Here is a 22645-nt window from a genome sequence, read left to right as displayed (position 1 = left end):
AGGCGTCGACGACAGGTCTGTGCTCGGGCGCGCGGATGTATCAGCCGGGCTGCTGCGGTTTATTAAACCACAGGGCGTTGACGATCAGCCAGCGCTCGCCGAAGCGGCCCATGTGGAAGTAGTCGACGAACCACGGGGTCTCGACGCGCACGACTGCGGCGGTGCCGGTCACGTCGAGCACGCGCACCGAGCGGTTCCACTGCTCTTTCGGCGTCTTGAGGGCGCCCTGGCGGGTCAGCTCGATGAGCTCGTCGGCGCTCATGCGGCGCAGCGGGAAGACCTCGCGCGAGGTTGGCCCGGCGCCGACGACGGCGCGCTTGGCCAGGTCGGGGTGCAGCGCTCGTGCGACGCGGGCGGGGTCGCCCTCGAGCTGACCGTCGACGTAATCGTAGGCGACCGCCTCGATCGCGGCGCGCGTCCTGGCGTCGATGGTGGCGGCCGGCGGCGGGGCGGCGGCTTGGGGCGCGGCGGCCTGGGTGAGGAGCAGGGCGAGGGCGAGGGCGAGGGACTGCATGATCTCGAAGCGGGCCGGAATGCTAGCCGAGCCGCGCCGGCGAGGCCGCGCGAGCGCCCCGGCGGGCCCTCGAAGCCGGGAGAACCCGGCGGCCCGTCGACTGCGCGGGCCTCGCGCGTGCTGTGACGATTTCTCGCGCTGCGGTGAAACATCGCCGCGGGTCTCAATACGGAGACCTGTCACAGTCGCCAGGACCACCCGAGTCACGCGCGCCCGGGATCCACGCATGGCGCATAGGACATGTTTTTAAAGCAGGTCGATCCGCGGCCCGATCATGCGGGAGGGGCGAACGAGCCCCACCCACCCGGCCGACCGATCTGTCCCTGAGGCCACGTCGCTCACGGCACGGCGGCGGCGCGGGCGACCGAGCGGTCGCGCCGGCGGGCCCGGACTTCCTTGGCGATCCGGTCGGGGAGGAAGCTCAGGGTGATCGCCAGCAGCATCATCGCCGCGGGCAGCAGGAACGCCAGGAACTCGACGCGATGGGCGAGCGGGACGGTGACCGCGGCGCCGGCGGCGAAGGCGGCGATCTTGCCGGCGCGCAGGGCGGCGTGGCGCTTGGCGTGCGCGCGCGCCTCGTCGGTGGAGAAGAACAGCTCGGCGAGGTGGATGCCGAGGTCGGTCGCGGGGCCGGTGAGGTGGGTGGTGCGGACCAACAGGCCGGTGCTGGTGGCGATGGCGGCGTTCTGCAGGCCCATGGCGAAGCTGAGGATCGCCAGCAGGAGGAAGTCGACCGTGTGGGTGACCGCGCCGCCGAAGTTGCCGAGCAGGCCGAAGTGGCCGCCCAGGGCGGTGAACAGCACCAGCCAGAAGGCGATCCACAGCGGCACGCCGAACAGCGGGGGCTTGCCCGCGTGCGCGCGCCCGTTGATGAGCAGGCCCGAGAGCATCGCGCCGCCGATGAAGCAGCCGAGCACCAGCGCGAAGTCGAGGAACGGCTCGAAGTGGATGACCTCCATGCCCAGGCGGGTGACGGTGCCTGTCACGTGTGTCACGTAGGTCTGGCAGGCGAGCAGCGCGGCAGCGTTCACGGCGCCGGCGGCGAAGGTGAACAGCAGCCAGCTTGGGGCGTGCCGCGGCGAGAAGATCGATTCGGGTCGGTAGAGCGTCAGCATCGTCCTGTTTCGCGTCTGTCGAATGCGGAGAAGCTATTCCGGTTCGAAGGAGGGGTCGTACCACCATTGGTGGGAGCCGCCTGCGTCCGGTTGGTATTATAGTATAGTCGCGATAAGATGAAATTCATCCATCGATTGAAGAGCGCGGTCGGTATCGGTACACCCACCCTCGCCATCGAGGGCGTCGTCGGCCCGGTGCGCCCCGGCGAGGTCCTCCGCGGCACCCTGGTGCTGCTCGGCGGGACCTACGAGGTGCCGGTCGAGCGCGTGCTGCTCCACTTCGACGAGCAGCACCTCACGCACATGGTGCCCAGCGGGGCGGCGCCGCCGGACCGCGAGAGCCGGCGCCAGGTGGCCGCGGCGGAGCTGGCCCTGGACGCGCCGGTGCTGCGCAGCGGCGAGCGGATCGTGCGAGAATTCGCGCTGCCGCTGCCGCCGCAGCTCGAGCCGAGCGACGGACCGCGAGCCTACGCGCTCCTGGCCGAGGTGCCGATCGCCGGCGTCGACCCACGCGCCGAACTCCCGCTCGACGTCGTGGCCTGACCCTCGCGCTTCCGCCGCGGCGCCGCCGAGCGCCCGCCGAGGCGCCGCCGCGCGACCAGCCGCGGCGTGAGCGATCGCAGGTCGGATCGAGCGGCGAGAACCCGCCGGTACCACGAATCCGCGTTCGCGGCGGAGGATGCGCCGCGAGGCGCTCGTGAGGTGTCACGAATGACAGCCGCGGACCTATCATTGCAGTGACAGCGCGGTGATCGTTGCAGTGCCGTCATTGTTGCGCTGCCGTCATTGACGCCCGACTCGCTGCCGTGATTCTGTCCGGCGCGACAGCTCGCCCGCACGCGCGCCGGCGCGTGAGGGTGGCCGGGCGGCCGGCAGGTCGATGCGTCCTGCCGGTCGGAGCGCGTGCGGCGTTCGCCGGCGCTGCGCTCGGCGCGGCTCGGAGCGCGGCGTCAGGCGAGCCCGCGGCACGGATCGACCAGGACGGCACGATCGTCCAAGCGCCGCGACCGGGCCCCTGGCTAGGGTTCGCCGGCGAGCGAGCCGTCCGCGGCTCGCCAGGAGATGCCATGACCAGCCAGAAAACCGGCCTCGACGCGCTGCTGACCCCCGACAACTGCGTCCTCGTGCTGATCGACCATCAGCCGTTCCAGTTCGCCAACCTGCACAGCCACGACCCGACGATGGTCATCAACAACGTCGTCGCCCTGGCGAAGACGGCCAAGAGCTTCGGGGTGCCGACGATCCTGACGACGGTGCTCGAGGAGCGCGGCGGCTACCTGATCCAGGGGCTGCAGGACGTGTTCCCCGAGCAGAAGCCGATCGACCGCACGTTCATCAACACCTGGGAGGACAGGCGAGTGGTGGACGCGGTCGCGGCGACCGGGCGCAAGAAGATCGTGATGGCGGCGCTGTGGACCGAGATCTGCCTGGCGATGCCGACGATCCACGCGCTCGGCGAGGGCTACGAGGTCTACATCGTGACCGACGCGTCGGGCGGGGTGTCGCTCGAGGCCCACGAGATGGCGGTGCGACGCATGATCCAGGCCGGCGCCGTGCCGATCACGTGGATGGTGTTCGGCTCGGAGCTGCAGCGCGACTGGGCCCGCGAGGCGAGCGTGCCGGCGCTGGCCGAGAACATGATGGCCCACGGCGGCGGCACCGGGGTGGCGTTCGCGTGGGAGATGCAGCTGCTCCGCACGGGCAGCCGCGGCGCGGGCTGAAGAAGCCCGACTCGGCGGCGCGCGCGAGCTGCTAGCGCGCGCGCCGACCGTGCGCCCGCCGCCACGCGCTCGGGGTGGCGCCGACGACCCGGCGAAACACGCGGGTGAGGTGCGACTGATCGACGAAGCCGAGCTGCAAGGCGATGTCGGCGAGCGAGACGTCGGCGCGGAGCAGGAGCTGCTGCGCCCGCTCGACCCGGGCGTTGAGCTGCCAGCGGTGCGGCGGGACGCCGGTCGAGGCCTTGAAGGCGCGGCTGAAGTGCGCCTGCGACATGCCGCCGAGGGTCGCGAGCTCGCGCAGGCCGACGGGCGCGCCGAGGTGCTCTTGCATGTACGCGCACACCTCGCGGAGCTGCCGCGGCGACAGGCCGCCCTTGCGCGAGGCGGGCGCGCGCTCGCGGACCGCCCGCAGGTACTCGACGAGGAGCGCGAGCACGAGGCTCTCGCCGTACAGCTGGCCGAACTCGCCGCCGCCGCTGACCTCGGCGGAGAGGAGCTCCGAGAGGGCGAAGATCCGCTCGTTCGACAGCCAAAACCGCGGCGCGAGGTCGAGGTCGTCGCGCAGCGGCTCGCCGAGGCGGGTCGACAGCTCGGCCGCGTCGAACGACAGCGCGAGCTCGTGGCAGTACGAGATCCGGTCGCTGTAGCCCCACAGGGGCATGCTCGCGGGGGTGAGGGCCAAAAAGCGCGCGCCGGGGTTGCGGGTGACGCCCGGTCGCCCCAGCGCGGTACGGCCCTCGCAGTAACCGCCGACCTGCTGCAGGAGGACGCCGAGGCGGAAGCGCTGCGGGGTCAGATCGAGGACGACGCGCCCCTCGCCGGCGCTGTAGACGTCGATGGCCGCGACCTCGACGCCGCTCCAGACCTTCCGCTCGGCACGGATCGCGCGGATGTTCTCGGCGCGGGGTGACTGGCCGGTCACGGCGAGCATCTTAGGCCAAAGCGGTCCGGCGCGCGGGGCGGGGGACGCGGCCGCTCGGGCGCTCGGATTACCGGCTCCGCGCGGCTCGATGCGCGGGTCGGAGCGCTCGCGTCCCCGAGCGCAGACGGCCGGCGGTCGGGGGATGTCCCAGGGGACAGGTCGCGTCGCGAGCGCTGGCCGGCGCGGTGCTAGGCTGGCGTCATGAACCTCGCCGAACTCGCCGATCGGGTGGGGCGGCAGCTGCCGCCCCCGAACGGCTCCGGCATGCAATACGTGCGGCCTCTGCCGATGCTCGGGGTTCTCCGCCACCACCGGCCGACCTCGTTCGAGGCCGCGGTCTACGAGCCGGTGGTCATCCTCGTGCTCGAGGGGCGCAAAGAGACGGTGCTCGGCGCCGAGTCGTACCCGATGGGCGCCGGCGAGTGTCTGCTGGTCAGCCACGACCTGCCGGTGATCGCTCGCGTCAAGAAGGCGCCGTATCTCGCGCTGCTGTTCGACGTCGACCTGGACACGCTGCGCGGCCTGTACGACGAGATCGCCGACGCGGCGCCCTCGACCACCGAGTGTCGTCCGCTCGCGGTCCACGCGTGCGATGGGTCGCTCGTGGATGCGTTCGCGCGCTACGTCGCGCTCGCAGGCACGCGGACGGACGCGGCGGTGCTCGGGCCGCTGATCGCGCGGGAGATTCACTATCGCCTGGCGACGGCGCCCATGGGCGCAATGTTGCGCAGCCTGGCTCGCCACGACAGCCACGCCAGCGCGATCGCGCGGGCGATCGCGCTGCTGCGCCACGACTTCCGCTCGCCGGTCGCGATCCCGGAGCTCGCACGCAGCGTCGGGATGAGCCCGTCGTCGTTTCACAAGCACTTCAAGGCGATCACCGCGATGTCGCCGCTGCAGTTCCAAAAGGAGCTGCGGCTGCTCGCGGCGCGGCGCCTGCTGCGAGCCGGGGAGGCGTCGGTCTCGGACGCGGCGTTCGGCGTCGGCTACGAGAGCGCCACGCAGTTCAGCCGCGAGTACACGCGCAATTCGGCGCCTCGCCGAAGCAGGACATGCCTCGCTCGTCGTCGACGTGAGACGTGCGACCGCTCAATCGAGCATCGGCACGAGGTCCGGATCGCTCTCGGCGATCGCGCGGCGATAGGCCGGCCGCTCGCCGATGCGCTGCAGGTAGGCGAGGATGCCGGGATACGGCCGCAGGTCGACCGGCTGGAAGAGCCGCATCGTGGTCAGCGAGAACACGCTCATGATGTCCGCCGCCGTGAATTCGCGGCCGGCGAAATAGGGGGCCTCGCGCAGGCGCGCGTCGACGAGCTGCATCACGCGATCGAGCCGCATCTGCACCGAGGCCAGCGCGGGGTGAGCTGCCGGCAGGCCCGCGCGGCTGACCGTCATGAGCCGGAGGAGCGCGGGCTGCAGGTTCCCGTTTGAGAAGTGGAACCAGTAGAGATAGGCCGCGTAGTCGGGATGATCGGGGTCGAGCCGGAGCCGGCCGGAGCCGTGTTTGACGATGATGTATTCGACGATCGCGGCCGACTCGGCGAGCAGCAATGCGCCGTCCTCGAGCAGCGGCGCGGCGCCGAGGGGATGCAGCGCCGCGAGCTCGGGCGGCGAGAGGCGCGTGACCGCGTCGCGTCGGTAACGGCGCAGCTCGTAAGGGACGCCCAGCTCTTCGCAGAGCCAGACGACGCGCTCGGATTGCGAGCGGCCGAGGTGATGAATCTTGAGCATCATTTTAAAAGAACCTCCTGGGGGCCGAAGCCGGGGACCGGAGCCTCACCGTCACGCGTGGGCTTCCGCGTCTTGCCGACGGTCACGGCGTCAACTTACGTCGCCCGCACCCTGGGGTTCATGCCAGAACTTCTTCGCTTCGTGCCCGATCCTCTTCATGGCGGGAGGACCCGCGAGGGCGCGGACCGGCCTGCCGTCGCGCGAGCCGCGCTCGTCGCGGTCCCGTCGTCGCGGGCGAGCCGAGCCGGTCGTGTGCGCTCCGGTCGAGCCCGCCGCCGCGGCAGCGTTCGCCGGGGCCGTACGCCACCTTCCGCGGGCTCCACGATTTTTTGCGGGCCGCGACCGATGGTTGTCGAATTCGCGGCGGCTCGTTCGACGTGGACATGAGGCCCCGCCTCCACCACCGAAAGGAACCACATGTCCGCCAAGAACAACACCGTTCGCCTCCATCGCGTCTTCGCCGCCCCGCCGGAGCGCGTCTACAAGGGCTTCCTCGACGCCGCCGCCCTCTCGAAGTGGCTGCCGCCGCACGGCTTCACCTGCACCGTGCATCACCTGGAGGCGACGGTCGGTGGCACGTACCGCATGAGCTTCACCAACTTCTCGACCGGCAACAGCCACAGCTTCGGCGGGAGGTACCTGGAGCTCGTCCCGAACGAAAAAATCCGCTACACCGACGCCTTCGAAGATCCGAACATGCCCGGCGAGATCGTGACCACCGTCGAGCTGCGGAAGGTCTCGTGCGGGACCGAGGTTCGCGTGACCCAGGAGAACCTGCCGGACGCGATCCCGGTCGAATCGTGTTACCTGGGGTGGCAGGATTCGCTGTACCTGTTCGGATTGCTGGTGACGCCGGAGATCCCGGAGGGTTGACCCGCCGGACGCGAGGTCGCCGGCGCGACCTCGCGGTCCGCATCGCGGCGGAGCAGCCGTTCGCAGCCTCGATCGCCGACCCGATCGATCTGCAGGGCCGCCGGTGAGCCGGCATGGTCGATGAGCCATATGTCCGGAGAGACACGTCAAGGGGTCAGACGCCCCTGGCGAAGCTGCGCACGCGGTCGCGGAGCCAGGTGATCGCCGGGTGTCGGGCGGCTCGACGGTGCCACACCATGGTGATGGCGAAGCCGGGGACGGGGACCGGGGGCTCGAGCAGCTGGAGGCGGTCGGCGCGGTCGCGGGCGATGCGTTCGGGGACCAGGGCGGCCAGGTCGGAGCGGGCGACCAGCTCGGGGACCATGAGGAACGAGGGCACCGAGAGGACGACGCGGCGCTCGCGGCCGTGGGCGGCCAGCGCCGCGTCGGTGGGGCCGGTGAAGCCGCCGCCGCTCGGGCTGACGACGACGTGGTCGAGGGCGCAGAGCTGGTCGAGATCGATCGGGGCCGCGACGTGCGGGTGGCCCTTGCGGACGATGACGACGTAGCGCTCGTCGAGGAGCTTGCGGCTGCGCAGCTGCTCGGGCGCGGACTCGGGGGTGAGGAAGGCGAGGTCGACCTCGCCGCGCTCGGCCTGGGCGGCGAGCTGGGCGACGTCGAGGGCCCGCCAGGCCAGCCGCAGGCCCGGGGCCTCGCGCCGCAGCTGGAAGGCGAGCGGCATCAGCACCGCGTATTGCATGTAGTCGGAGGCGGCGACGGAGATCGTCAGCCGAGCGGTGGCAGGATCGAAGCCGGCGCCGGTGGCGAGCGCGGCGCGGACGCCCTCGAGCGCCTCGTGCAGCGGGGCCTGCAGCTCGAGCGCGCGCCGGGTCGGGGTCATGCCGCGCTGGGCAGGGACGAGGAGCGGGTCGCCGAGGAGGTCGCGCAGCCGCTGCAGCTGGGCCGACAGGGCCGGCTGGCTGAGGTGCAGGCGCCGGGCCGCCCGCGTCACGTTGCGCTCGGCGAGCAGGGCGTCGAGCGCGACGAGCAAGTCGAGGTCGAGGCGGCTGCTATCCACGCGGGTGATAGCAGCACACAAGCGCGGCGATTTCAACGCGGGCGGGGGCGGGCCCAAGATCGAGGGCGTCCGCCGGCGCACGCCCGGCGGCCCGCTCGTCGCGAAGGACCAGGATGCCATGAAGATCTTCATCGTCTACGCCCACCCCGAGCCGCGCTCGCTCAACGGCTCGCTCCGCGATCGCATGGTCGCGACGCTCACGGCCGAGGGGCACGAGGTGATCGTGTCCGACCTCTACGCGCAGGGCTGGAAGGCCGCGCTCGACGGCGCGGACTTCCCGGCCGAGGCCGCAGGGGCGCGCCTCGACGTCGTCGCGGCGTCGCACCGCGCGTTCGCCGAGGGCACGCAGACCGCCGACGTGGCCGAGGAGCAGCGCCGGCTGCTGTGGGCCGACGCGGTCATCCTGCAGTTCCCGCTGGTGGTTCTCGATGCCGGCGATCTTGAAGGGCTGGGTGGAGCGGGTGTACGCGCACGGGTTCGCCTACGGGGTCGGCGAGCACTCGGACCGCCGCTGGGGCGATCGCTACGGCGAGGGAGTGTTCGCGGGCAAGCGGGCGATGCTGGTGGTGACGACCGGCGGCTGGTCCGAGCATTATCATGAGCGCGGGATCAACGGGCCGATCGACGACCTGCTGTTCCCCATCCAGCACGGAGTTTTGTTTTATCCCGGCTTCTCGGTGCTCGATCCGTTCGTGGTCTATCGCGCGAGTCGCATGGACGCGGGGCGCTTCGAGAGCGTGGCGACCGAGCTCGATAGTCGTCTTTCACGGTTGTTCGTCGATGCACCGATCGCGTATCGCCGGCAGAACGGCGGGGACTACGAGATCCCTTCGATGCGATTGAAAGAGGGGCTGGAGCAGGCGGGGCAGCAGGGGTTCCGGCTGCACCGGCGCTGAGAGGGGCGCGCGGCACCTGCAGTCCGGGGCGTCGGATCGAGCTCGGACCTGTGGGCAGAACCCCCCGCGCACCCGTCGAGTTCGTCCCCACATGTCGCGAGCACGACCGGCACGACCGCGAGCGTCACGACCGCGAGCGACCCGCCGACCACCGGCGGGACGACCGAACCGGCGGCGACGGACGTCGACTACGAGGCGCTGGCGCAGCTCCCGATCACGCTGCTGCCCTGAGCCGACGCGCGGGGCGCACCCGCGGTCGCCCGCCTCGACAGCGCCTCCTCCGCACGATGAGAGGCGGCATCCCTACACATAGGCATTCAGCGATCACGACGTCGATTTGCGTGGTGGCGCCATCGACGCCCATTCAGTGCCGTACGGAAAGGTGATGCACGCCCTCACCGTCCTCTCCCTCCTCCTGTCCCCTGACCTCGACAGGGCGCCCTTGGCGACCGGCGCGCCGGGCGAGGACGTGCAGACCGTGCTAAACAGCCTTGAATCGTCGATCGAGCTCCGGGACGTCGTTGCTGTCGTCGAGCCCGGGGACGAGGCTTTCATGCGGGTTGATTATGACATCCCGCTAGGCCACGTAGTGATTGCCGCGCGCATCGGCGAGGATGGCGCCGGCGTGGCGCGACTGACCCTCGACCGCCGCGTACTCGTCGAACTGGAATACCTGGGCGGTGAGGTCGTGGCGGAGAGCACGGCCTTCGGCGACCTCACCGGCGAGGAGGCGCATCTCTTGTCCGCGAGCGTGTATCAGGTTTGGGACTACAACGTCGTCCTTGAGTTGCTGACCGGCAAGGAGAGGTTCCTTTGCGCAGTCGCAGCCGGGCTCAGTGGCCTGGCAATCGCCGCCGGCGTCATTGCGGGGTGTGAATGGGGGACCGTAGGTCTCGGCACCCCCGCCTGTGTCGGTCTGGGCACTCAGGTGGGCGCTCAGACCGGGGCGATCGTGCATAAAAAATGCGGGGACGCGCAGAACTAGAAGACGGGACCCCATGTCTGCGCTCAGTGTCTATACACCGCTACCGCCTCAGCCCTGGGGCTGGTTGCCGACCGAGCAATTCTGGGCGCGGGCGTTCCTCACGCCCATCGCGCTCCTCTTCTGGCTGCCCCTCTTTCTGCTCCTCTTTCCGCTCACGCTCTATTTTCCGGTGGCTTGGTGGCAGAGCGCGCTGGCGTCCTATCTGTACTATCAAGTCTGGGGTGGCCTCGTGGAGCGGCTCGCCCGCCAGTGGCTCGCCCGGCGACATCGGCGCAGGCCGGTCATGGATGCGGGCATGGAGCCCTCGTCGACGGAGAGAGCACCTGCGCCCTGTTCTCGGTGGAACATGGGCGGACTCGATGACTACGAAGAATTCATGTCGCGCTCGTTCGGGAGATGCGACCGCCTGGTGCATCACGTCCTAAACCTCGGGTTCTTCTTTTTCGTCTTCTACCCGGGATGGTGGACGAAAGCCCTGGGCGTCCTCTGGCTCGCCGCCTTCACCGGCTTCGTGCGAGCGTCGGCTCGGCGTCGTCGGCTGCGCGCGCCCGTCGAGCCGGCGCTCTCGCCTGCGCTCGATCGCCCAGAGCCCCAGGCTCTTCATTACATGTCTCATGAGACATCTATAGAATAGATGGCCTGGGGGCTCGACTTCTCGATGGGGTTCACGCGGCCGGGCCGAGGTGCACGGGGAGGTGGCTGATCTTGCGCAAGAAGGCGTGGCTCTCGAAGGTCGGCGGGCCGGCGAGGGCGAGCTCGGGGTAAAGGGTGACGAGCGACAGGACGGCGGTCTGGCTCATCATGCGGCCGAGGGAGGCGCCGGCGCAGAAGTGCGGGCCGCTGCCGAAGGCGATGCTCTGGGCCTGGCTGCGGCCGATGTCGAAGCGGTCGGGATCGGGGAACACTTCGGGGTCGCGCAGGGCCGAGCCGACCAGGCCGATGACCATCTCGCCGCGGCGGATCTGCCGGCCGCCGAGCTCGACGTCCTCGAGCGGGAAGCGCGGGACGCCGCCCTTGCCGAAGTGGTCGAAGCGCAGGACCTCGTCGACGGCGCCGCGCACGAGGCCGGGATCGGCGCGCAGGCGGGCGAGCTGGTCGGGGTGGCGCAGGAGGTCGAGCACGGCGAAGCTGACGAGCTGGACGGCGGTGTCGGTGCCGGCGGTGATCATGCTGCCGGCGAGGGCGACGAGCTCGTCGCGGGTGAGCCGCTCGCCGGCCTCCTCGGCCTCGATCCAGGCGGTGAGCAGGCCGGGCTCGTGGTCGCGGCGGCGCTCCTCGATGACCTCGTTGAGCATGTCGAGGCCGGCGGGGATCGGGGCGATGGTGGCGGCGAACTCGTCGGGCGAGAGGGCGACGCTGATCGAGTCGATGAGGGCGAGGCCGAAGCGGCGGAAGGTCTCCTCGTGGCGCTCGGGGATCTGCAGCATCCGGCCGATGACGCGCAGGGGGATCCGCTCGGAGAACTCGCGGGCGAGGTCGACGTCGTCGCGGCCGGCGAGGCGGGCCAGCGCGTCGCCGACGACGGCGTCGACGTCGCGCTGGAGGCCGACGAGGGTCCGCGGGCTCATCGCCGGGGCGACGAGCCGGCGGATCCGCTGGTGGTCGACCTCGGGCAGGCGGAACAGGCTGTTCTTCATCAAGTGCTGGTAGGCGGTCGGCTGGGCGCCCGCGGGCGGCGGGGCGGCGAACTCCCAGTGAGCGTCGTCGAGGCTGAATCGACGGTCGCGCAGGACGGTGACGACGTCGTGGTAGCGACTGACGACCCAGATCCGCGCGGGCTCCCAGCGATACACCGGGGCCTGCTCGCGCAGCCGGCGATAGGTCGGGTAAGGGTCGGCGATGAAGCCGAGGTCGCTCGGGTCGAAGACGATGGGTGCGGCGGTGGTGGCGGTCACGGGAGCTCCTGAGCGCGAGGCGCAGACAACAGACGCGAGAGCCGGGCGAGCAGGTCGGCCCGGGCGGTGTGGAGGAAGAAGTGGCCGCCGGGGAGGACGTCGAGGGAAAAGCCGCGGCCGGCCTGGAGCGCCCAGGCGGCGACCTGGGCCGGAGGGACGCCGCGGTCGTCGCTGCCGGCGAAGGCGTGCAGCGGCAGGTCGAGGAGCGGCTCCTGGCGGTGCTCGTAGGTCTCGAGGACGGTGAAGTCGGCGCGCAGGACGGGGAGCATCAAGGCCCGCAGCTCGGGGTCGGCGAGGGCGTCGTCGAGGACGCCGTGGCGCTGCTGCAAGGTGGCGACGAACTCGTGATCGGCGAGGCGGTGCAGCGGGGTGGCGGGGTCGGGCAGGTGCGGGCCGCGGAAGGCGGACACGCACAAACGCTCGGGCAGGGGGCCGCGGCGGCGACGGAGGGCGCGGGTCCACTCGAAGGCGACGAGGGCGCCCATGCTGTGACCGAACACGGCGAAGGGCCGATCGAGCAGCGGGGCGGCGGCGGCGTCGAGGGCGGCGACGAGCGGCTCAACGGCGGTGTAGGCGGGCTCGGCGAGGCGAAAGGCGCGACCCGGGAGCTGGACGGCGCAGACCTCGACGTCGGGCGGGAGGCCGGCCGGCCAGGCGTGGAAGACGTGCGCGGCGGCCCCGGCGTGGGCGCAGCAGAACAGGCGCAGGCGGGCGTCGGGGCGCGGGCGCGGGCTGTGGAACCAGAGCGCGGCGGGGTCGCGGGCGGTCACGTGGAAGTCCTTTCGGGGGCGGCGAGGCGGGCGAGGAGGCAGGCGGCGAGGGCCCGGACGCTGGGATGTTGCCAGACGAGGGCAGCGGCGATCTGCAGGCCGAGGCCGGCGCGCAGAGCATCGCGCAACTCGACGACCATGATCGAGTCGAGGCCGAGGTCGGCGAACTCGCCGTCGACGCCGATCCGCTCGGGGTCGATGCGCAGGACGCCGGCGAGGAGGCCGACGAGGTGCTGCTCGAGCAGGCGCGGGCGCTCGTCGGCGGGGAGGTCGAGGAGGCGGCGGCGGAGGTCGGGGGAGACGGATTGGGGGGTGGTGGCGTGGAGGCGGACGCCGTCGAGCTCGGCGATGGCCTGGCCGTGGTCGTCGAAGAGGGTGAGGTCGCCGATCACGAGGCCGGGGTCGGCGGGGCGAATGACGATATGACTCCAGAGACAGGTGCCGCGCGGGCGGGCGCGCAGGCGGACGCGGTCGATGCCGCCGCCGACGAGGGCGAGCGGGGCGTCGCCGGGCAGGGCGGCGGCGAGGACGTGGACGCAGGCGTCCATGACCGCGGGGTGGAGGGAGGTGAGGGCGTCGGCAGGGAGGCCGGGGGCGGGGAGGATGCGCGCGAGCAACTGCTGGTCGCCGCGCCACAGGCGATCGACGCCGCGAAAGGCAGGGCCGAAGCTGCTGCCGCCGGCCTCGGGCGGGCGTAGAGGGCGGGGAGGTCGACAGGCTCGCGGCAGGCCTCGCGCACGGCGGCGAGCGCGGGGGAGCCGGTGAATTCGCCCGCGGGGACCGAGGGGTCGTCGGGGCGGTGGGGTGATTCGGCGGCAGCGAGGTCGGGGGAGCGCGAGAGGCCCGCGAGGTCCGGGTCGCTGGCGAGGTGCGAAGATTCGCGGCCCACGAGGTTCGTGGAGGCGCTGGGGAGGTGCGAAGATTCGCGGCCCACGAGGTTCGTGGAGGCGCTGGGGAGGTGCGATGATTCGGCGAGAGCGAGGTCGGGGGAGCGCGAGGGGTCCGCGAGGCCCGGACGGTCACCGGCGAGGTGCGATGATTCGGCGAGAGCGAGGTCGGGGGAGCGCGAGGGGACCGCGAGGTCCGGACGGTCACCGGCGAGGTGCGATGATTCGGGGGCGACGTCTGCGGCAGAGATTGTGTCGCCGATGTGCTGTGATTGGGAGCGATTCGTGGCGGCCGGTGATTCGATGGTGGCCGAGAGGTGGCGGGTCCACGGGGCGCGCGAGTCGTGGGGGCGGCTGGCGATCGTGATGCGCCAGCGGCCGTCGCCGGCGGGCACGAGCGTGGTCTGGAGGGCGCGGGCGGCGTCGTCGGCGAGGAGCAGCGGGGAGCAGTGGCGGAGGTCGCTCAGGTGCAGCGGCGCGGCGGCAGCGGGGCCGAGGTCGAGGGCAACGGCGGCGGCGGCGGCGACGAGGTCGAGGAGGACCGCGCCGGAGGCGACGGGCTGGTCGTGGACGCGATGGTCCCGCAAATAGGGGGTGCGCCGCGGATCGATCTCGCCGCGCCACAGGTGGCCGCCGGGCGGGTCGGCGAGGTCGAGGTGCTCGCCGAGAGCCGGGGGTGCGGCGGGGGCCGGGGCGGGGCGGCGCGGGGCGTAGTCGATCCAGTGACGCTCGCGCTGCCACGGGTAAGTGGGCAGGGCGACGCAGCGGCCGGCGGGGGCGTGCTGCTGCCAATCGACGGGATAGCCGCGAGTGTGCAAGGCGCCGAGCGCAGCGCGCATGGCCGTGGGCTCGTCGAGGCCGCTGCGCAGGCTGGCGAGGGCGAGGCGCTCGGGGCCGGCGGCGCGCAGGGCGAGGTCGAGGAAGCCGAGCAGGCTCGGTCGCGGGCCGACCTCGAGGAAGAGGGTGATGCCGTCGGCGAGCAGGCGGGCGACGGCGTCGGCGAAGCGCACGGGGGCGCGGAGGTTGTTGACCCAATGCGCGGCGGTGAGGCGCGATGGATCGAGGGGCAACCGCTGACCGTGGAGTAGGGGGACGGCGCCGCGGGTCGGCTCGAGGTCGCGGAGCGCGTGCGCGAGCGGGGCGCACAGGGGGTCCATGTGCGGGCTGTGAAAGGCGATGTCGACCTTGAGGCGGCGGGCGTCGAGGCCGTCGGCGGCGAGGCGGGCGAGGAGGTCGTCGAGGTCGGCGGCCGGACCGGAGACGACGGTGGCGGCGGGAGCGTTGTGGGCGGCGACGACGAGGCGGCCGGCGAATTCGCCGAGGCGCGGGAGGAGTTGCTCGGGGGCGAGGTCGACGACGGCCATGGCCCCGCGAGCGCGCGGGTCGGTGAGCAGGCGGCTGCGGGCGCAGACGATCCGGGCGGCGTCGTCGAGGCGGAGGGCGCCGGCGACGTGGGCAGCGGCGATCTCCCCGAGGCTGTGGCCGACGACGGCGTCGGGCCGGACGCCCCACGATTGCCACAAGGCGGCGAGGGCGACCTCGACGGCGAAGAGGGTCGGCTGAAACACGTCGACGCGGGTCAGGAGGTCGTCGTCGGCGAGGGCGGCCCGCACGTCGATGTCGCCGTGGCGCCGCACGGCGTCGGCGGCGTCGGCGAAGGCGCGGGCGAACACGGGCTCGTCGGCGAGGAAGCTGGCGACCGACGCCGGCGCAGCGCGTGCCCATGCCGGGGAAGACGAAGGCGATGCGGGGGCGACCGCCGGGACGCAGGTGGCCGTCGGCGACTGCGCGGTGGTCGCGACCGGCGAGCCAGGCGTCGAGGCCGTCGCGCAAGTCGTCAAGGTCGCGGCCGGCGACGGTGAGGCGGTGCGAATGATGGGTGCGCCGCCGGGCGGCGGTGTGGACGAGGTCACGCAGCTCAGGGCGATCGGTGAGGCGATCGAGCCGGGCCCGCAGGCGCTCGGCGAGCTGACGCAGGGCCGCCGGAGCGCGGGCCGAGAGCGGGAGGAGGAGGGGCGGGTCGGCGGAGATGCTTGGCTGCGCATGCCGGGATCCCGGCGAAGCGAGGGCGCTGGGCGCGGGCGCGGAATCGTGGGTGGCGAGGGGATGGGCGGCGGGCGGCGAGTGGGGACCGGCGAAGGGTGATGAATGCGACGCGATCGAGGTTGCAGTGAGGGCGCTCGACGCGGGCGTGGAATCGTGGGTGGCGAGCGGCCGGGCGGCGGACGGCGCCTGGGGGCTGGCGAAGTGTGATGAATGCGGCGTGGTCGAGGTCGCAGCGAGAGGGCTCGGTGAGGACGGCGAGTCGCTCGGCGCTGATGGGTCGGAGAATTCTTCGATGAGGACGTGGGCGTTGCTGCCGCTGAAGCCGAAGGCGGAGATCCCGGCGACCCGCGGGGCGGGCCGGGCTCCCAGGCGGTCACGCCAGCGGCGACGACCAGCGGCGTGTTTTCAAGGGACATCCGCGGGTTGAGGGTGTCGAAGTTGAGGTTGCCGGGGATCTGCCGGTGCTGCAGGGCGAGGACCGCTTGAATTAATCCGGCGATGCCGGCGGCGGCTTCGAGGTGGCCGGTGCAGGTCTTGAGGGCGCCGAGGCGACACTGCGAGCCGTCGTCGCGCGGGCGGCCGTAGACGGCCTTGAGGGCTTCGATCTCGATCGGGTCGCCGAGCAGGGTGCCGGTGCCGTGGGTCTCGATGTAGCCGACCTGCTCGGGGGCGAGGCCGGCGCGCGCGAGGGCGTCGCGCAGGAGGGCCTGCTGGGAGAGGACGTTGGGCGCGGTGAGGCCGGTGGAGCGGCCGTCCTGGTTGATGGCGCTGCCGCGCACGAGGGCCCAGATCCGGTCGCCGTCGCGGCGAGCGTCGCCGAGGCGCTTGAGGACGACGACGCCGCAGCCCTCGCCGCGGACGAAGCCGTCGGCGGCGGCGTCGAAGGTGCGGCAGCGACCGCTCGGCGAGAGGGCCTGGGCCTGCGCGAGCATGTGGGTGGCGACGGAGAGAGGATCAATTGACGCCGCCGGCGATGGCGAGGTCGCACTGCCGATCGCGCAAGCTGTCGCCGGCGAGGTGGACGGCGGTGAGGAGGAGGAGCAGGCGGTGTCGACGGCGAGGCACGGGCCCTGGAGGCCGAGCAAATAGGAGAGCCGGCCGGCGGCGAAGCACTGGCTGTTGCCGGTGAGCGAGTAGACGTCGAGGTCGGTCGGTTCGCCGCCGAGGATGCGCTGCTGGTAGTCGAGGGTGGTGAGGCCGACGAACACGCCGGTGCGGCTGCCGCTCAGCGCGGGCTGAGGCTGGCCGGCGTCCTCGAGGGCCTCCCAGGCGACCTCGAGCAAGAGGCGCTGCTGCGGGTCGAGGACGGCGGCCTCGCGCGGAGAGATGCCGAAGAAGCCGGCGTCGAAGCGGTCGACGTGGTCGAGGAAGCCGCCCCAGCGGGTGGCCGCGGCGGACTGCAGCGCAGGGTCGAAGGGCCAGCGGGCGTCGGGCAGCTCGCGCACGACGTCGACGCCGCCCTGCAGGACGCGCCAGAATGCTTCGGGGGTGTCGGCGCCGCCGGAAAGCGGCAGCCGATCCCGACGATCGCCAGCGGCTCGCGCGCGTCCTGCTCGCGAGCAGCCAGCGCAGCGCGCAGCTCGGCGACCTTCTCGAGCGATCTTTTCAAAGGGTCCGAAGTCAGGGGTCGATGGGTCGCTCATGGCGGTCCGGGGCGAGGGGCGAGGGCGGCGAGTGATTCGCGGGACAGGTTCTCCGCGACGATCAGAGTCGGCGAAGGTGTCCTCGAGGACAGGTCGATGTCGTGGCGCTGTTTCGGTATGGATGTCCCCAGGGTCATGTGAGGAGTTGCTCGCCGAGCTCGAGCAGCTCCTGGTCGGAGAGGGTGTCGAGGTCGAGGGCGGGGGCGGGGGCGGGTGCGGGCGGCGGGACGTCCCAGCCGAGGCGTTCGCCGAGGTGGCGGGCGAGGTCCTGGACGGTCGGCCAGGTCCAGATCAGGGTGGCCGAGAGGGTGAGACCGAGGCCGGCCTCGAGGCGGTTGCGCAGCTCGAGGCCGAGCAAGGAGTCGAAGCCGAGCTGGCGGAACGGCAGGTCGCGGTCGACCCGCGCGGGGTCGATGCGCACGATCTCGGCGACCTGCGCGGTGATGAAGCGATCGAGCGCGGCGCGGCGGCTGGCGAGGTCGCCGTCGTGCAGGGCGGCGCGCAGGGCCGCGGTCGCAGGGGCGGCGGGGCGGGTCCGCGGGCCGCGGCGCAGCAGCGGAGCGAGCACGGTCGAGGCGGCTCGCTGCGGATAAAACTCGAGCCACTGCTGCGAGTCGAGGAGGGCCACGCCGAGCTGCGGGCGGGCGCTGGCGATCGCCTCGAAGAGGATGGCGGCGCCGTCCTCGGGGCGGAGGTCGCCGACGCCGCGCGAGGACAGGCGGGCGCCGGCGTCGGCGACGAGGCCCATGCCGACGCCGGAGAACAGGCCCCAGTCGATGCTGGTGGCCGGCAGGCCGAGGCGGCGGCGATGGTGGGCGAGGGCGTCGAGGGCGGCGTTGGCGGCGACGTAGTTGGCGAGGCCGGGGGCGCCGAGGACGGCGCTGACGGAGGAGTAGAGGACGAAGAAGTCGAGCGGGCGGGCCTGGGTGAGGCGGTGGAGGTTGCAGGCGCCGTACAGCTTGGGGGCGAGGACGGGGCGCAGGCGCTCGAGGCTCTGGCCGGCGATGAGGCCGTCGTCGAGGGCGCCCGCGGCGTGGAGGATGCCGCGCAGCGGAGGCATGGCGAGGTCGAGGCGGTGGAGCGCGGCGGCGAGGGCGTCGAGGTCGGCGACGTCGACGTGGACGAGCTCGACGCGGGCGCCGCGGCGGGTGAGGGCGGCGACGGCTTCGGCCTGGGCGGGGCCGGGGGCGCTGCGGCCGAGGAGGGCGAGGTGGCGTGCGCCGCGATCGACGAGCCAGCCGGCGGCGAGCAGGCCGAGGCCGCCGAGGCCGCCGGTGATCAAGTAGGTGGCGTCGCCGCGGATCGGCGGAGCTTCGGCGGGCGGAAGCTCGAGCGGAGTGACGCGCGCGAGGTGGCGACGGGCGCCGCGCAGGGCGACCTCCTCGTCGGGATCGTCGGCGCACAGCTCGGCGACGAGGGCGTCGACGGTGGCGAGGTCGTCGTCGATGTCGACCCGCTTGCACCGCAGCTCGGGGTGCTCGAAGGGGACGGTGCGACCGAGGCCCCACAGCGGGGCGTGGGTGGGGTCGATCGCTGCCGCGTCGGGGAGGGCGGCGAGGTGCTGGGTGACGAACCACAGGCGCGGCGGATCGCGCCAGGCGAGGCGGGCGAGGGCCTGGACGGCGTGGAGGCCGAGGCCGTAGCCGCGGCGCTGGGCGGCGTCGAGGGCGGCCGGGTCGAGCGGGGCGACGCTATCGGGGCCGAGAGCGCCGAGGTGGACGAGGCCGCGCAGCGGGAGGCCTTCGCGGCGGGACTCAAGGGCCTGGACGAGGGTTTCGGGGTCGGCGGCGAGGTGGAGCGGGAGCTGCTCGCAGGCCTGATCGCGGGCGCGCAGGCCGGCGATGACGGCGTCGACGAGCGGGCCCGGATCGGCGAGGAGCAGCCAGCGGCCGGGTCGTGCGGCGGGGGCGGGGAGGGGGCCGGGCTGCCACTGCGGGGCCATGTAGGGGATCGCAGGACGCGGGGCGTGGCGGGCTCGCACGGCGGCGAAGTCGATGCGGCGCAGCTGCAGGCCGACAGCGGTGAGCACGAGGCTGCCCTGCAGGTCGCACAGGTCGAGGTCGGCGAGGAGGCAGTCGGCGCCGGCCTGGCGCACGCACGTGGCTGTGGGCGACGCGGCCGGGGCGGGCGTGGAGGACGAGCCGCTCGATGCCGGCGAGGACGCGCGCGCCGGCGGCCGGATCGACGGGGCCGCAGGCCGCGAGCAGGACCTGGAAGGCGGCGTCGAGCAGGACGGGGTGCAGCGGGGCGTCGCCGGTCACGCCGTCGGGGAGGTGCAGCTCGCCGAGCGCCTCGCGGTCGCCGGCCCACACGCGGCTGACGGCCTGAAACGCGGGGCCGTAGGCGAGGCCGATCGCCGCGAGATTGTTGTAATAGTCGGGGCCGGCGAGCGAGGGGCGGGCCTGCAGGGCCGCGAGGCTGGCCGAAGGGTCATGTGCGAGCGGGCTGGTCTCGGATCCGGAAGGATGTCCGAAGGGTCATGTCCGATCGGGCCGGTCGCTGCTTCGCGGATGCTGGCCGAAGGGACATGTCCGATCAGTACGGAGGCGTCGGGGCGGAGGGTGGCGGTGACGTGGACCTGCCAGGCGTCGTCGCCGGCGGGGCTGGCGATCTGGACGGTGAAGCCGTCGGGGTCGGCGCGCAGGACGGTTTGCAGCTGGAGGTTGCCGTCGTCGGGGACGACCGCGGGGCTGTGGAGGGCGAGGTCGACGAGGGCGTAGGCGCCGGCGCCGACGACTTCGGCGGCGGCGAGGGCCATGGCGATGAACTCGGCGCCGGGGACGAGGACGAGGTCACCGAGGCGGTGGTCGGCGAGGTAGGGGGCGGCGGCGAGATCGAGGCTGCGCTCCCAGAACCAGGTGCGGTCGAGCGAGGAGCGCAGGGCGCCGCCGAGCAGCGGGTGGGCGCCGTGGACCTTGCCGATCGCGGCGGCGCGGGTCGGGGCGATCCAGTGGCGCGTGCGCTGCCACGGGTAGCGCGGCAGCGGGAGCGGGCGGCCGCGTCGCGCGTGCAGCTTGGACCACTCGACGGGGAAGCCGCGGGTGTAGAGGGCGCCCAGGGCGGCGAGGAGGACGGCGCGCTCGTCCTGGTCGCGGCGGCCGCTGACGACCGCGAGGTCGGGTCGGCCGCGCTCCTGGATCATCGACTCGACGAACGGCAAGAGGACAGGGTGCGGGGCGATCTCGACGAACACGGCGTCGCCGCCGACGAGCAGGCGATCGATCGCGGCGGCGAACTGGACCGGCTCGCGGAGGTTGCGGACCCAGTACTCGGGGCCGAGCTCGCGGCCGGCGACGTCGCCGAGGTCGACGGTGGAGGTCATCGGCACGCGCGCGGGCCTGGGCGCGAGGCCGTGCAGGGCGGTGAGCAGCGGGGCGCGCAGCGGGTCGACCTGCGGGCTGTGCGAGGCGACGTCGACCTTGACCTTGCGGCAGAACACGCCGTCGCCGGCGAGCTCGCCGAGGAGCTGCTCGAGAGCGTCGGGGTCGCCCGAGAGCACGGTGCTGCGCGGGCTGTTGCTGACGGCGATCGAGACGCGGTCCTCGCGGCCGCGCAGGCGCTCGCGCGCGGCGGCCTGCGACAGCTCGACGACGGCCATGGCGCCGCGTCCGCCGAGCGGGCGCATCAGTCGGCTGCGCACGCAGACGATCCGCGCGGCGTCGTCGAGGTCGAGGACGCCGGCGACGTGGGCCGCGGCGATCTCGCCCATGCTGTGGCCGACGACGGCGTCGGGGACGACGCCCCAGGCGCGCCACTGGGCCGCGAGCGCGACCTGGACGGCGAACAGGACCGGCTGCAGATGATCGATGCGGCCGAGCCAGGCGGCCTCTTCGGACTGGAGGGCGGCGATCGGCGAGAAGCCGGCGTGGCGCTGGACCGCGGCGTCGACGGCCTGCAGGGCGGCGCGGAAGGCCGGCTCGCGGGCGAGCAGCTGCCGACTCATGCCGGCCCACTGCGAGCCCTGGCCGGGGAACACGAACACGACCCGCGGGCGTGCGCCCGGGTCGCGGCGGCCGCTGTCGTCGAGGCCGGCCTCGAGGCGCGCGAGCTCGGCGTCGAGCTCGGCGCAGTCGCGGCCGACCGCGGCGAGGCGCCATGGGTGATGGGCCCGGCGAACGCCTGCCCCATGGGCCAGGTCTGTCAGGTCGAGGTCGGCGTCGGGCTCGGCCAGGCGAGAGCGCCAGGCGCCGACGAGGGCGCGCAGGGCCTGCGGGTCGCGGGCGGAGAGCGGGAGCAGGAGAGCGTCGGTTGCCGGGGCGGACGGAGCCGCGGAGCCGGTCGAGAGCGGCGATGATTCGTGGCGGTGCTGCGAATCAGGGCCGCGAGAGGTCGCGGGGCCGGTCGAGGGGAGGGGCGATGATTCGTGGCGGTGCTGCGAATCGGCGCCGGGGAGGTCGCGGGGCCGGTCGAGGCGAGGGGCGATGATTCGGCGCGGTGCTGCGGATCGGCGTCGCGGGAGGTCGCGGGGCCGGTCGAGGCGAGGGGCGATGATTGGTGGCGGTGCTGCGAATCGGGGCCGGGGGAGCTCGCGGAGCCGGTCGAGGCGAGGGGCGATGATTCGTGGCGGTGCTGCGATTGAGGGTCGTGAGAGAGCGCCCCGCCGAGGTTGGTGGGGCCGGCCCGGTGCTGTGATTCGGCGCGGGGCGAACGCTCGGGGATCTTCGCCGTCGCCGGGGCCTCTTCAACGACCACGTGAGCGTTGGTGCCGCCGATGCCGAACGAGCTGACGCCGGCGCGGCGCGGCTCCTGGCCTTCGGGCCAGGCGGCCAGCGCGGCGTTGACGTGCAGGGCGCTGCCAGTGAGGTCGATCTCGGGGTTGAGCTTGTTGAAAAAGAGGCTCGGCGGGAGCTGGCGGTGACGCAGCGCCAGGACGGTCTTTATTAAACTGGCGACGCCGGCGGCGGACTCGAGGTGGCCGATGTTGGGCTTGACCGAGCCGACGGCGATCCGGCGCGGCGGTTTGACGTCGCGGAACACGGTCGACAGGGCGGCGAACTCGATCGGGTCGCCGAGGGGGGTGCCGGTGCCGTGGGCCTCGATGTATTGAATGGAGGCCGGGTCGACGCCGGCGATCCCGAGGGCCTCGCCGATCACCCGCGCCTGGCCGGCCTGGCTCGGGGCGGTGAAGCCGACCTTGTGGGCGCCGTCGTTGCCGACGGCCGAGCCGCGCACGACGGCGTGGATCGGGTCGCCGGCGGCCAGCGCGTCCTCGAGGCGGCGCAGGACCACCACGCCGCAGCCGTTGCCGAAGATCGTGCCGCGGGCGTCGGCGTCGAAGGCCCGGCAGCGGCCGTCGGGCGCGAACAGGGCCCCGGGTTCGTAGAGGTAGCCGGCCCGGTGCGGCAGGCGGATGGTGACGCCGCCGGCGAGGGCCAGGTCGCACTCGCGGTCGAGCAGGGCGGTGCTCGCCAGGTGCACGGCCACCAGCGAGGTCGAGCAGGCGGTCTGGACGGCGACGCACGGGCCGCGCAGGTCGAGCAGGTAGGCCAGGCGCGTGGCGAGGTAGTCCTTGTCGTTGCCCATGAAGGCCTGGAACCACCGGGCCAGCCCTGCGCCGCCGGGGCACCGCGCAGGTTCTCGGCGTAATAGG

At 72.9% G+C, this 22645-nt stretch carries 16 protein-coding genes and 6 pseudogenes; 7 read left to right on the top strand and 15 right to left on the bottom strand.

The window, feature by feature from the left end:
* Nucleotides 1–40: 40 nt before the first annotated feature.
* Nucleotides 41–514: a nuclear transport factor 2 family protein gene (locus tag OV079_RS27765; protein ID WP_267771950.1), complete on the bottom strand. Its 474-nt coding sequence runs from the start codon at nt 512–514 to the stop codon at nt 41–43.
* 338 nt (nt 515–852) lie between these two features.
* The gene (locus tag OV079_RS27760) at nt 853–1629 is read right to left on the bottom strand and encodes a YoaK family protein (protein ID WP_267771948.1); all 777 of its coding nucleotides are present in this window, start codon (nt 1627–1629) and stop codon (nt 853–855) included.
* A 117-nt stretch (nt 1630–1746) separates the two neighbouring features.
* Between OV079_RS27760 and OV079_RS27755 the strand changes: the two genes are divergently transcribed.
* On the top strand, nt 1747–2172 hold the full coding sequence (locus OV079_RS27755; RefSeq protein ID WP_267771946.1) for a sporulation protein: 426 nt from the start codon (nt 1747–1749) through the stop codon (nt 2170–2172).
* Nucleotides 2173–2696: 524 nt separating this feature from the next.
* A complete protein-coding gene (locus OV079_RS27750) occupies nt 2697–3350 on the top strand; it encodes a hydrolase (RefSeq protein ID WP_267771945.1) in 654 nt (217 codons plus the stop codon).
* Between the two features lie 31 nt (nt 3351–3381).
* Here OV079_RS27750 and OV079_RS56265 read toward each other — a convergent pair whose 3' ends face one another.
* Complete coding sequence (locus OV079_RS56265) at nt 3382–4272, bottom strand: AraC family transcriptional regulator (protein ID WP_267771944.1); 891 nt, start codon at nt 4270–4272, stop codon at nt 3382–3384.
* 201 nt (nt 4273–4473) lie between these two features.
* Between OV079_RS56265 and OV079_RS58695 the strand changes: the two are divergent.
* Nucleotides 4474–5238 (top strand): annotated as a pseudogene (locus OV079_RS58695) (AraC family transcriptional regulator); the annotation flags it as partial.
* A 123-nt stretch (nt 5239–5361) separates the two neighbouring features.
* Here the strand turns inward: OV079_RS58695 and OV079_RS58690 are convergent.
* Complete coding sequence (locus OV079_RS58690) at nt 5362–6003, bottom strand: glutathione S-transferase family protein (protein WP_267778659.1); 642 nt, start codon at nt 6001–6003, stop codon at nt 5362–5364.
* Between the two features lie 417 nt (nt 6004–6420).
* On the opposite strand from OV079_RS58690, the gene OV079_RS27730 reads away from it, so the two are divergent.
* Nucleotides 6421–6876, top strand: coding sequence for an SRPBCC family protein (locus OV079_RS27730; RefSeq protein WP_267771942.1), 456 nt, complete (start codon nt 6421–6423; stop codon nt 6874–6876).
* 154 nt (nt 6877–7030) lie between these two features.
* On the opposite strand, the gene OV079_RS27725 is transcribed toward OV079_RS27730, so the two are convergent.
* Entirely contained in the window at nt 7031–7933 is a 903-nt protein-coding gene (locus OV079_RS27725) for a LysR family transcriptional regulator (RefSeq protein ID WP_267771941.1), read from the bottom strand.
* Between the two features lie 118 nt (nt 7934–8051).
* Here OV079_RS27725 and OV079_RS27720 point away from each other — a divergent pair.
* The 3 genes and pseudogenes from OV079_RS27720 (at nt 8052) to OV079_RS27710 (ending at nt 10448) form a co-directional block, all read left to right on the top strand.
* Nucleotides 8052–8829 (top strand): annotated as a pseudogene (locus OV079_RS27720) (NAD(P)H-dependent oxidoreductase).
* A 385-nt stretch (nt 8830–9214) separates the two neighbouring features.
* Nucleotides 9215–9814, top strand: a complete 600-nt coding sequence (locus OV079_RS27715; protein ID WP_267771940.1) for a hypothetical protein — start codon at nt 9215–9217, stop codon at nt 9812–9814.
* A 13-nt stretch (nt 9815–9827) separates the two neighbouring features.
* Nucleotides 9828–10448 (top strand): hypothetical protein, encoded by a 621-nt coding sequence (locus tag OV079_RS27710; RefSeq protein ID WP_267771939.1) that lies wholly within the window; start codon nt 9828–9830, stop codon nt 10446–10448.
* Between the two features lie 31 nt (nt 10449–10479).
* Here the strand turns inward: OV079_RS27710 and OV079_RS56260 are convergent, their stop codons facing one another.
* From OV079_RS56260 to OV079_RS27675, 10 genes and pseudogenes are all read right to left on the bottom strand, one after another.
* Complete coding sequence (locus OV079_RS56260; RefSeq protein WP_267771938.1) at nt 10480–11709, bottom strand: cytochrome P450; 1230 nt, start codon at nt 11707–11709, stop codon at nt 10480–10482.
* On the bottom strand, nt 11706–12479 hold the full coding sequence (locus OV079_RS27700; RefSeq protein WP_267771937.1) for a thioesterase II family protein: 774 nt from the start codon (nt 12477–12479) through the stop codon (nt 11706–11708). Before OV079_RS27700 ends, OV079_RS56260 begins: the two co-directional genes overlap by 4 nt.
* Nucleotides 12476–13117, bottom strand: coding sequence for a phosphopantetheine-binding protein (locus tag OV079_RS27695; protein WP_267778658.1), 642 nt, complete (start codon nt 13115–13117; stop codon nt 12476–12478). Before OV079_RS27695 ends, OV079_RS27700 begins: the two co-directional genes overlap by 4 nt.
* Nucleotides 13118–13728: 611 nt before the next feature.
* Nucleotides 13729–15048 (bottom strand): annotated as a pseudogene (locus OV079_RS58685) (acyltransferase domain-containing protein); the annotation flags it as partial.
* Nucleotides 15049–15247: 199 nt separating this feature from the next.
* Nucleotides 15248–15322, bottom strand: a pseudogene (locus tag OV079_RS58680) (hypothetical protein); the annotation flags it as partial.
* Nucleotides 15323–15906: 584 nt separating this feature from the next.
* Nucleotides 15907–17055 (bottom strand): annotated as a pseudogene (locus OV079_RS58675) (beta-ketoacyl [acyl carrier protein] synthase domain-containing protein); the annotation flags it as partial.
* 133 nt (nt 17056–17188) lie between these two features.
* The gene (locus tag OV079_RS27685; protein WP_267771936.1) at nt 17189–19150 is read right to left on the bottom strand and encodes a beta-ketoacyl reductase; all 1962 of its coding nucleotides are present in this window, start codon (nt 19148–19150) and stop codon (nt 17189–17191) included.
* Nucleotides 19151–19190: 40 nt separating this feature from the next.
* Nucleotides 19191–19409: pseudogene (locus OV079_RS58670) on the bottom strand (polyketide synthase dehydratase domain-containing protein); the annotation flags it as partial.
* On the bottom strand, nt 19313–21259 hold the full coding sequence (locus tag OV079_RS27680) for an acyltransferase domain-containing protein (RefSeq protein WP_420829543.1): 1947 nt from the start codon (nt 21257–21259) through the stop codon (nt 19313–19315). The gene OV079_RS27680 and the pseudogene OV079_RS58670, both read right to left, overlap by 97 nt.
* Nucleotides 21196–22578: a beta-ketoacyl synthase N-terminal-like domain-containing protein gene (locus tag OV079_RS27675; protein ID WP_267771934.1), complete on the bottom strand. Its 1383-nt coding sequence runs from the start codon at nt 22576–22578 to the stop codon at nt 21196–21198. The genes OV079_RS27680 and OV079_RS27675 overlap by 64 nt, the downstream gene beginning before the upstream one ends.
* Nucleotides 22579–22645: the final 67 nt, after the last annotated feature.

It is taken from the genome of Nannocystis pusilla (assembly GCF_026626665.1).
GTDB classification, from domain to species: Bacteria; Myxococcota_A; Polyangia; order Nannocystales; family Nannocystaceae; genus Nannocystis; species Nannocystis pusilla.
This window is presented reverse-complemented; position numbering and strand designations above follow the sequence as displayed.

Excerpts from the sequence above, each read along its gene's own strand:
- OV079_RS27760 (WP_267771948.1), bottom strand. The coding sequence starts at position 1,629 with ATGCTGACGCTCTACCGACCCGAATCGATCTTCTCGCCGCGGCACGCC.
- OV079_RS58690 (WP_267778659.1), bottom strand. The coding sequence starts at position 6,003 with ATGCTCAAGATTCATCACCTCGGCCGCTCGCAATCCGAGCGCGTCGTC.
- OV079_RS27765 (WP_267771950.1), bottom strand. The coding sequence starts at position 514 with ATGCAGTCCCTCGCCCTCGCCCTCGCCCTGCTCCTCACCCAGGCCGCC.
- OV079_RS27750 (WP_267771945.1), top strand. The coding sequence starts at position 2,697 with ATGACCAGCCAGAAAACCGGCCTCGACGCGCTGCTGACCCCCGACAAC.
- OV079_RS27755 (WP_267771946.1), top strand. The coding sequence starts at position 1,747 with ATGAAATTCATCCATCGATTGAAGAGCGCGGTCGGTATCGGTACACCC.
- OV079_RS27730 (WP_267771942.1), top strand. The coding sequence starts at position 6,421 with ATGTCCGCCAAGAACAACACCGTTCGCCTCCATCGCGTCTTCGCCGCC.
- OV079_RS27710 (WP_267771939.1), top strand. The coding sequence starts at position 9,828 with ATGTCTGCGCTCAGTGTCTATACACCGCTACCGCCTCAGCCCTGGGGC.
- OV079_RS27675 (WP_267771934.1), bottom strand. The coding sequence starts at position 22,578 with ATGGGCAACGACAAGGACTACCTCGCCACGCGCCTGGCCTACCTGCTC.
- OV079_RS27715 (WP_267771940.1), top strand. The coding sequence starts at position 9,215 with ATGCACGCCCTCACCGTCCTCTCCCTCCTCCTGTCCCCTGACCTCGAC.